The organism is Paraburkholderia guartelaensis (genome assembly GCF_004353905.1).
Taxonomy (GTDB): Bacteria; Pseudomonadota; Gammaproteobacteria; order Burkholderiales; family Burkholderiaceae; genus Paraburkholderia; species Paraburkholderia guartelaensis.
Genome location: NZ_SMOD01000094.1, coordinates 1 through 7,710, shown reverse-complemented (window position 1 = coordinate 7,710; position 7,710 = coordinate 1). Strand labels below are relative to the sequence as shown.

The 7,710-nt window shown below is 57.6% G+C and carries 7 protein-coding genes; 5 read left to right on the top strand and 2 right to left on the bottom strand.

Going from position 1 to position 7,710, the window contains the following annotated elements:
• The 4 genes from E1N52_RS42515 to E1N52_RS42500 all read left to right on the top strand — a co-directional run.
• Positions 1-234 (top strand): integrase core domain-containing protein (locus E1N52_RS42515; protein ID WP_133190276.1); only part of this gene is annotated, 234 nt, incomplete at its 5' end.
• Between the two features lie 73 nt (positions 235-307).
• Positions 308-3,193, top strand: a complete 2,886-nt coding sequence (locus E1N52_RS42510) for an AAA family ATPase (RefSeq protein ID WP_133191027.1) — start codon at positions 308-310, stop codon at positions 3,191-3,193.
• A 25-nt stretch (positions 3,194-3,218) separates the two neighbouring features.
• Positions 3,219-5,483, top strand: coding sequence for an nSTAND3 domain-containing NTPase (locus tag E1N52_RS42505; RefSeq protein WP_133191025.1), 2,265 nt, complete (start codon positions 3,219-3,221; stop codon positions 5,481-5,483).
• A gap of 73 nt (positions 5,484-5,556) precedes the next feature.
• Positions 5,557-6,135 (top strand): hypothetical protein, encoded by a 579-nt coding sequence (locus E1N52_RS42500; RefSeq protein WP_133191023.1) that lies wholly within the window; start codon positions 5,557-5,559, stop codon positions 6,133-6,135.
• Between the two features lie 555 nt (positions 6,136-6,690).
• On the opposite strand, the gene E1N52_RS45420 is transcribed toward E1N52_RS42500, so the two are convergent.
• Positions 6,691-6,816, bottom strand: a complete 126-nt coding sequence (locus E1N52_RS45420) for a hypothetical protein (protein WP_281282847.1) — start codon at positions 6,814-6,816, stop codon at positions 6,691-6,693.
• Positions 6,816-7,412, bottom strand: coding sequence for a hypothetical protein (locus tag E1N52_RS45730; RefSeq protein WP_425468214.1), 597 nt, complete (start codon positions 7,410-7,412; stop codon positions 6,816-6,818). The genes E1N52_RS45420 and E1N52_RS45730 overlap by 1 nt, the downstream gene beginning before the upstream one ends.
• Positions 7,413-7,551: 139 nt before the next feature.
• Here E1N52_RS45730 and E1N52_RS42485 point away from each other — a divergent pair.
• The coding region (locus E1N52_RS42485) for a helix-turn-helix domain-containing protein (protein WP_165979410.1) at positions 7,552-7,710 on the top strand (159 nt) is incomplete at its 3' end.

Here is a 7,710-nt window from a genome sequence, read left to right as displayed (position 1 = left end):
TCGATGGACGGCAAAGGCGCCTGGCGCGACAACGTGTTTGTCGAGCGCGTGTGGCGCAGCATCAAGTACGAAGAGATTTATTTGAGAGCCTACGAGTCGGTCAGCCACGCCCGGCGCTCCATTGGCCAATACATTGAGCTGTACAACCGCAAACGTCCTCATTCGAGTCTGGCGGATCAGACGCCCGATGAGGCATACTTCGCGACGCTGCCAGCGATCAAATCGGCAGCATGATCGCCCCGGACGTTCCACTTAAAAATCGCGGGACCCTGTCCGAACAAGCGGCACCACCTCTGTTCTCTCCGAAATGTACTTTTCCACCCAGGTTGCTACGGATCTGCGATGGAGCCATTATCTCTATTTCGTCACGAGCGACGAAGAGGCGAGCCGAACTGAGTTTGGCCGGCTCAAGGCCACAATCGAAGCGGACCGAGAATACGCGCGCAAGCAGGTCATCCGGGAAGGGGACATGCCCGCACTGATCGCGAAAGGAAACTCTGCCGCCGCGTCAACAGGCGCCATGCCGCTCGATTTAGCGACTACTTGGTCGAATACGCTTGAGCAGCACGCGCTCGGATTCACACTGGATGACGACATTTCAGTACCCGACGCAGTGCGCCGTATCGTCGCCGGAACGAAGGACAAAGCCGCGCGGCCGGTCTCGCCGATGGCACTGCTGCCTGCCGAAATGGCGGCGGCTGGTCATTTCCTTAAGCGTCTGACGATCAAGGGGTTTCGCCCCCATCCCGAACAAAAGGACCACCCTCTAGGGAGGGTCAATCTGATTGTTGGCAGCAACGGGGTGGGCAAAACTTCGCTGCTCGAGGCGATTGAATTCGGCTACTGCGGTCGAAACAGACGCTCGTCAGTTTTGTTGGACCGGACATCCATTACCCTGGAGCTTGCTGGCAGCGCGGAAAAGCTGTCTTCCACTACCGATGCGGCGCGACTCAGAGCACGCCACTCGAACTGGTACGCAAAGACCGAACTCAAGAAGGTCAGCATCCACGACAGCTTCGGGAAGTTCAACTTTCTCGATACCGATGCCGCTGTCAATCTCAGTGTGTCAGCAAGTTCCGATCAAATCGGCGCCGACGTCACCCGTCTGGTGCTTGGGGCCGCCGCCGAAAGCCTGGCAGATCGGCTTCGTCGTGTGGCGGATCAAGTACGTGAAGAACTGAAGGGGCTGCGTCGTGACAAGACGACCAACGAACAACTGCGGGTAGCTGCCGCAGGCCGTGTCGATGCTATCAAGAACGCACCGAAGCTCTCTGACAGTCTGTTCCTGGAGCTGCTTGCGGCGTTGACGCAGTTGGGCTGGCTGCAACCCCCGGAAGAGAAAGGTGGCATGGCTTCCTTGCGCGAAAGCCTGCAAGAGGCGGTCTCGGCGGCTGAGCTGCTTCGTCAGTCCTCGGTCGACGTGCTGCACAGTGATTTGCACAGTGCATTGCAGCTTTTGTCGAACCTGAACGAGGAAGCCGACAAGGCAGCTGCCCTGGACGAACGAGCCAAGGCCGTCAAGATTGACCTGGCCAAGGCGAAGCGTGCAACGCAAGCGACCGCCAACCGAATTGCGGCCATTGATGCGCTGCTACCCTACGCACGCGTCGATTTTTCGCGACTGACCAAAGAGGCACGCGAACGACAGGATCGTTTGCGCGCACGCACTGTAAGGCTTGCGCTGGTCTCGGAAAATGTGAATGAGAACACCGTCGAGCATCTGCTGGACCAACGTTTCGAGGCAGCCGTCTCTTCGGTAGAGGCGCGGGCTGAGGAACTTCAACGTTGGCTCACGACAAATCGGGCATCTATTCAGGCGTTGGAGAAGTCGCAGAACAGCCTGACAGTGCTCACGCAGCGTCTGCGCGCTACAGCACTAGATATCTTGCAGCGCGTCCCCAATCCCGACCACTGCCCTGTTTGCCACACCGAGTTCGAACGCGGCCAGTTGCTCGTTCGGATGACGTCCGACGTCGACGGCAACACATCAGAACATGCGGCCCTGCTTCAAACCGAGATTGCCGGGGCGGATGAGGCATTGATCAGTGTTCGCTCGACCCACTCGGCACTGGAGTCTATGCGGTCATTTATCGGGGAGAGCGCTCAATCTGCGACGGTCCGCGAGGCTCTCGCGCAGATTGAGCAGGAGAGGGCATCCCTCGAGCGCGAGCGGGTGACCGTTGAAGCGGCACAAAGTCAGGTTCATCAACTGCAGACCGACGGACTCTCCTCTGAAGACTTGTTCGACAGGTTGCTGGAGGTCGGCCTGACTGAGCTGCCGTCGCTTGATGAGTTGGAGGTCTTACGAGCGAGCAACAAAGAGGCGCTCTCCACTTCGCAAGAGGCATCGAACGATTACTTGCAGGAGTCAAATGAAGTCCAACGCGAGTGCGAAGCCTTGGCCACGCGTCTGTCGATCAGTCTTCCCGACAGTGCCGAAGCACTCGCGAAGGTGGTCAGTCGGCAAGTTTCCGACATCGAAGCCGCGCTAGGGGCCCGTCAGACTCTCATATCGATTCTGACAATCGGATCAGGCACGACCGCCGACGAAATTGCGATCAATCTCTCAGCTGCCCAGCAGGTGGTTGCGAAGGTCGCCACGGCCATTGAGCAAGAAGGTGCGAACGATGTGGCACTCGAAAAGGAAACCAAAGCAGTAGACGGCCTGAACACCAAGATCGAGGCGTGCGAGACGAAAATCGGGAACTTGGTCGAAGCCGAGCACGTTCTGGAGACTCTGACGCGACAAAGCTCGGGCGGAGAACTGACCAACCAGATACTTGCCGAGAACGCACAAGAGATTGCTCGCACGTTCGCCAGCATTCACATGCCCAACGAGTTCGAACTGAGCGCCGAACACGGCACGCTGGCTATCGTCCGTCGCCAAACGGGCGCCAAGGTCGAACTCGATCAGATGAGTACCGGACAGCGCGCCGCATTCGCGCTTTCGCTTTTCTTGGCCATGAACGGGCGCCTGCGATCGGGGCCCCCGGTGCTGCTCTTCGATGATCCGGTCGCGCACGTGGACGACATCAACGTCCTATCGTTCCTGGATCATCTGCGCCACTTGGCGATCAGCGGATCTCGACAGATTTTCTTTGCGACTGCGGATACCAAGCTCGCGGGCTTGTTCCGCCACAAGTTTCGCTTCCTTGGCGAAGAGTTCAAGGAATTGTCACTGACTCGTACGTAATGTGAGAGACAAATAGGAAGCGAGAATGTTTCATCTCCACACGCTAGGCTGGCATAGTTTCCAGCAACTGTGTCTGTCAGTATCGCGCGAGGTTCTCGGTCAAACCGTCCAGTCCTTTCTCGATACAAATGACGGCGGTCGAGACGGTGCGTTCTTAGGTCGCTGGACAGACCAGGATGGTGAATTGCTCAGCGGTCGATTTGTCATCCAGTGCAAATTCACGTCTCGGGTCGGGTACGCGCTCACACCTTCGGATCTCGAAGAGGAATTCGGAAAAGTCAGACGGTTGGTCGACAAGGATGAGTGCGACATCTACATCTTGATGACGAATGCCGGTGTCTCTGCTGAGACTGATCTAAAGGTCAAAGAGAAGCTGCGGGAGGCTGGCGTTGAGAGCATCCGTATATTTGGCGCAACCTGGCTCGAAGACCAAATTCGCGAGAGCAAGCACCTGAGAATGATGGTTCCGCGGGTCTACGGTCTCGGGGATCTGAGTCAAATCTTGGACGAGCGGGCGTACGCTCAGGCGAGGGCAGTGCTTGAGTCGATGCGCGATGAGTTGGCTAAGGTCGTGGTGACCGATTCCTATCGCAAGGCAGCAAAAGCCCTGGACGCACATGGTTTTGTTCTCCTAATAGGGGAGCCAGCATCAGGAAAGACGACCATAGCCTCGTTGCTTGCGATGGCGTCTGCTGATCAGTGGGGCGCATCCGTTCTGAAGTTAGTGGACCCAAAATCTGTTGTGGACCGCTGGAACCCAGACGAGAAATCCCAATTTTTCTGGATCGATGACGCATTTGGCGTGACTCAGTATGAAAGCGGTCTTGCAGCTGGTTGGAATCAGGTCCTGAATGAGGTAAAGACGATACTGCAACGAGGTAATCGCGTGGTGATGACGTCTCGCGACTACATCTATAACCGTGCGCGGCAGGACTTGAAGGAGAGCTCGTTTCCACTTTTCCGTGAGAGCCAAGTCGTCATTGATGTCCACGACCTCGCGGAGATCGAGCGGCAACAGATTCTTTTCAACCATTTAAGGTTGGGAAAGCAAACACGCCAGTTCCGGACCGAAGTGAAGCCGCATCTGGTTACTGTAGCTGCGCACGATAGGTTCATTCCGGAAATCGCACGGAGGTTGGCAGATCCCTTTTTCACCAAAAAACTGGTGCTGTCCGACTGGAGCTTGGCGAGGTTTGTCGATGAGCGTGAGCAGCTCCTCGTTGATGTCTGCAGTGAGCTCGATGCGGACAGCAAAGCGGCGCTCGCATTGATATATATGGGAAATGGACGCCTGCTGAGTCCGATTTCATTGACAGCTACCGAGGAGGAGGCATTAAAGCGATTGGGTAGCAACCTGGGTGCTTGTTCGACTGCTCTCGAAGCGCTACGCGGCAGTCTAGCGGTCCACGTGATTTCCGACTGCGATTCCTTTTGGACTTTCAAGCATCCGACCATTGGCGATGCATTCTCCGCCATGTTGCGCAGCAGCCCGGAGTTGCTCGGCATTTACGTGCGTGGTGCCGAAATCGAAAAGATGATGCTGCAGGTAACTTGCGGAGACGTCGGCGTGGAGGGGGCCGTCGTGCTTCCCGCCTCCTTGTTTGGCCTGGTGATCGAGCGGCTTACGGGGCATAAGAAGAGTTCTGCCTACAAGACCAGATGGCTGTCAGACTGGAGAGCCCGACAGGACTTGCATCGGTTCCTGGCTAGACGGTGCAGCAAGCAATTCCTGGTGGCCTATCTCGAGGCTGACGAGAGATTGATTGAGTCTATCGTGAAGCCGATGATGTCCCTGGAATTTTCCGGTGAAGTTGATCTGGCTATACGCTTGTTCAAATTGGGCTTCCTGCCGGAAGAAGCGCGCCGAACGTTGATCGAAACTGTCAGCGAATACGCTAAAACGGGCGATGATGTCCATGTCTTGAACGACCCAGAACTATGTTCTCTGTTGAAGGAAGGCGAACTACGTAGATTGCGGGAAGCGATGCGAACACAGTTGCTACCACGAATCGAGGAGGTACGGTTACAACATCAGGAGCGTTGTGATCGGGAATATGATGCAGAGTGGGAAATGAGGCACTTTAGGCGGTTGCTTTCTTCATTCGAGGAGTCATACCCCTCGAGTTGGCGTATCAGGAGGATAGTCAAGGAGGAGCGTCTTAGGCTTCAAGAATGGATTGATCAAAATCCACAAGAAAGGGAGACCTCGAGTTCGCGGGACATCGCGGTCGATGAACCGAGTGCAACTCACGAAGGGAGTCGTAGCCTTTTTGACGATGTCGACGAGTGAAGTTACCGGGGAGCTTCCTCAATGAGCCGAAGGATACCGGATCGACTAACAGGCGTAGCATATTGAGGCAAACATGATCGTCGATCCGGGAAGGCTCGAGGTCGCGCGGGTAGCCCAGCATCTGGCTTCGGGCTATTACGCCTTCCTGGTGGCGCATCTGGTTGCCGTCAACCCAATGTCAATCAATTCGCTTCCACCTTCGCCGGTTTTGGGTACAAATCCGACTGGCGAGATCAGGCGAAAAGATGGCACGTTCCATACACTCGATCTCCGTTTCTATCTTGACCTCCTGCGCGAAGATCAGAGCCTGCAAAGTCATTTCCTTCGCACCTGGGCGATGGGTGCCCTGCTGATGTTGGGGGATGAACTCGGGGCACATGACTACTTTGACCATGCACCGATTCTCGAACTCGTGTATCACTTGCGCAATGGCGTCGCTCACGGCAACCGCTTCAACATCACTTACAGCGGCAAGAGGCGCCTGGCGAGGCATGACGCTCACAACCGACAAGCGGCAGTAAAAAGTCCGCTTGGGACGGTGTATGAAATAACGCACGCTCTGACAGGACCGGTCCTGTTTGATTTCATCGGTGCCGCCGACGTAATCGATCTCCTGCAGTCGGTCGAGCTTTACCTCTCCCCCTCCCAATAGAGACTGCAAGGTTGTTCCGCGAGACCACTCGAAGCGGAATGCATAGCACCTCTCGACGCGCCTCCGGGCGCTGTCGATGGCGGTCAGGAACCGCGCATATCCGGTGAAGCGCAGTTGACGTGACGCAATTTACGCGGTAGCGACCAATTTGGGGAAGGTGTTGGGAAGGTCTTGACGCTGGGCGCGTCGTAAGGAGCCCGTAGGGCGAGTGTAGACGCGCCCAGCGTTTCGCAGACTGATCCGGGCGCGTGATAGAAAGGCGATTCGCCGAAGAAGAACAACAGATGCGACGCCGTATCTAACCTGGCAGTTGGCCGGCGTCGCATCTCCACTCAACCCTTTGCTGCCGTCAGGCAGCCAGAGGGCGCTCGTGTGTGCCAAGTATGGCATCACAAGCGGATTCCGTCGATTTCTTTGCCTTCCTTTCTTCGGCGTGTCACGGGGACACCGCCGATGCAGGCTACTGGCCGTATGTTCCTGTGCGCGCGTTGCCGCGCACAGGTTTTTATCTGTCGCCGGTGCGACCGGGGACAACGCTATTGCACGGTCCAGTGCTCACGCATATCGCGCCGCGAGAATCAGCGCGAAGCCGGCCGACGCTATCAGCGTACCCGCCGCGGACGCTTTGCCCATGCCGCCCGGTCCCGTCGCCACCGCGCCCGCCTTAAGATAGTGACGCATCAGGGTTCACCTGCCTGCCATGCGGATGATGTACTGCGGGCGCCCCCGAACGATGTCGCTGTTGCACCGGCAAATGTCGCCGCACAAACGGCGACATCCGGCGCATTGCACTGTGCGCGCTGCGCCTGCCTGCTCTCACCGTTTGTGCGCACTGGCTTCGTGCGGCGCCGGGAACGGGGCATCCATCCTTCATCCGCATCCGGAGATCCACCGTGACCATTGCGACCGAACTGGAGGCGCAAATCCTGCGCCTGTACCACGTCGAGAAATGGCGCTGCGGCACCATCGCGCGGCAACTGCATGTTCATCACACGACCGTCTCTCGTGTGCTGGCCCAGGCAGGCCTGCCCCGGCATGGAGCGCCGCCACGCGCCACCCTGATTGAACCTTACCTGCCGTTCATCCGGCAGACCCTGGATAAATTCCCGAAGCTCACAGCCAGCCGCCTGTACGCGATGGTGCGTGAGCGCGGCTACACGGGCGCGCCTGACCACTTCAGGCACCTCGTGAGCCAATACCGTCCACGCCCGCCCGCCGAAGCCTTCCTGCGTCTGCGCATGTTGCCTGGTGAGGTCGGACAGATCGACTGGGCCCATTGCCCCCGATGGGCGGGCAAATTCCCCCACCTGTGGGCACCTCAAAATCCCCCACCTAGAGACACGCGGAGCATGATGCTGGCGCGGTCTGGCAGGACGTTACCTTGCACCCCTCGAATGAAGAAGAGGGGTTGTTGGAGTGAATGTCTTGAAGCCGCATCTGCAAACAACCATCGCCACGCTCGTCGCAGCGGGCAAACGTCAGCGGGAGATCGCCCGGATTACGGGCGTTGACCGGAAGACGATCCGTAAGTACCAGGAGCAATTCGCGGCGGCGCAGGCAAATTCCCCCACGGTG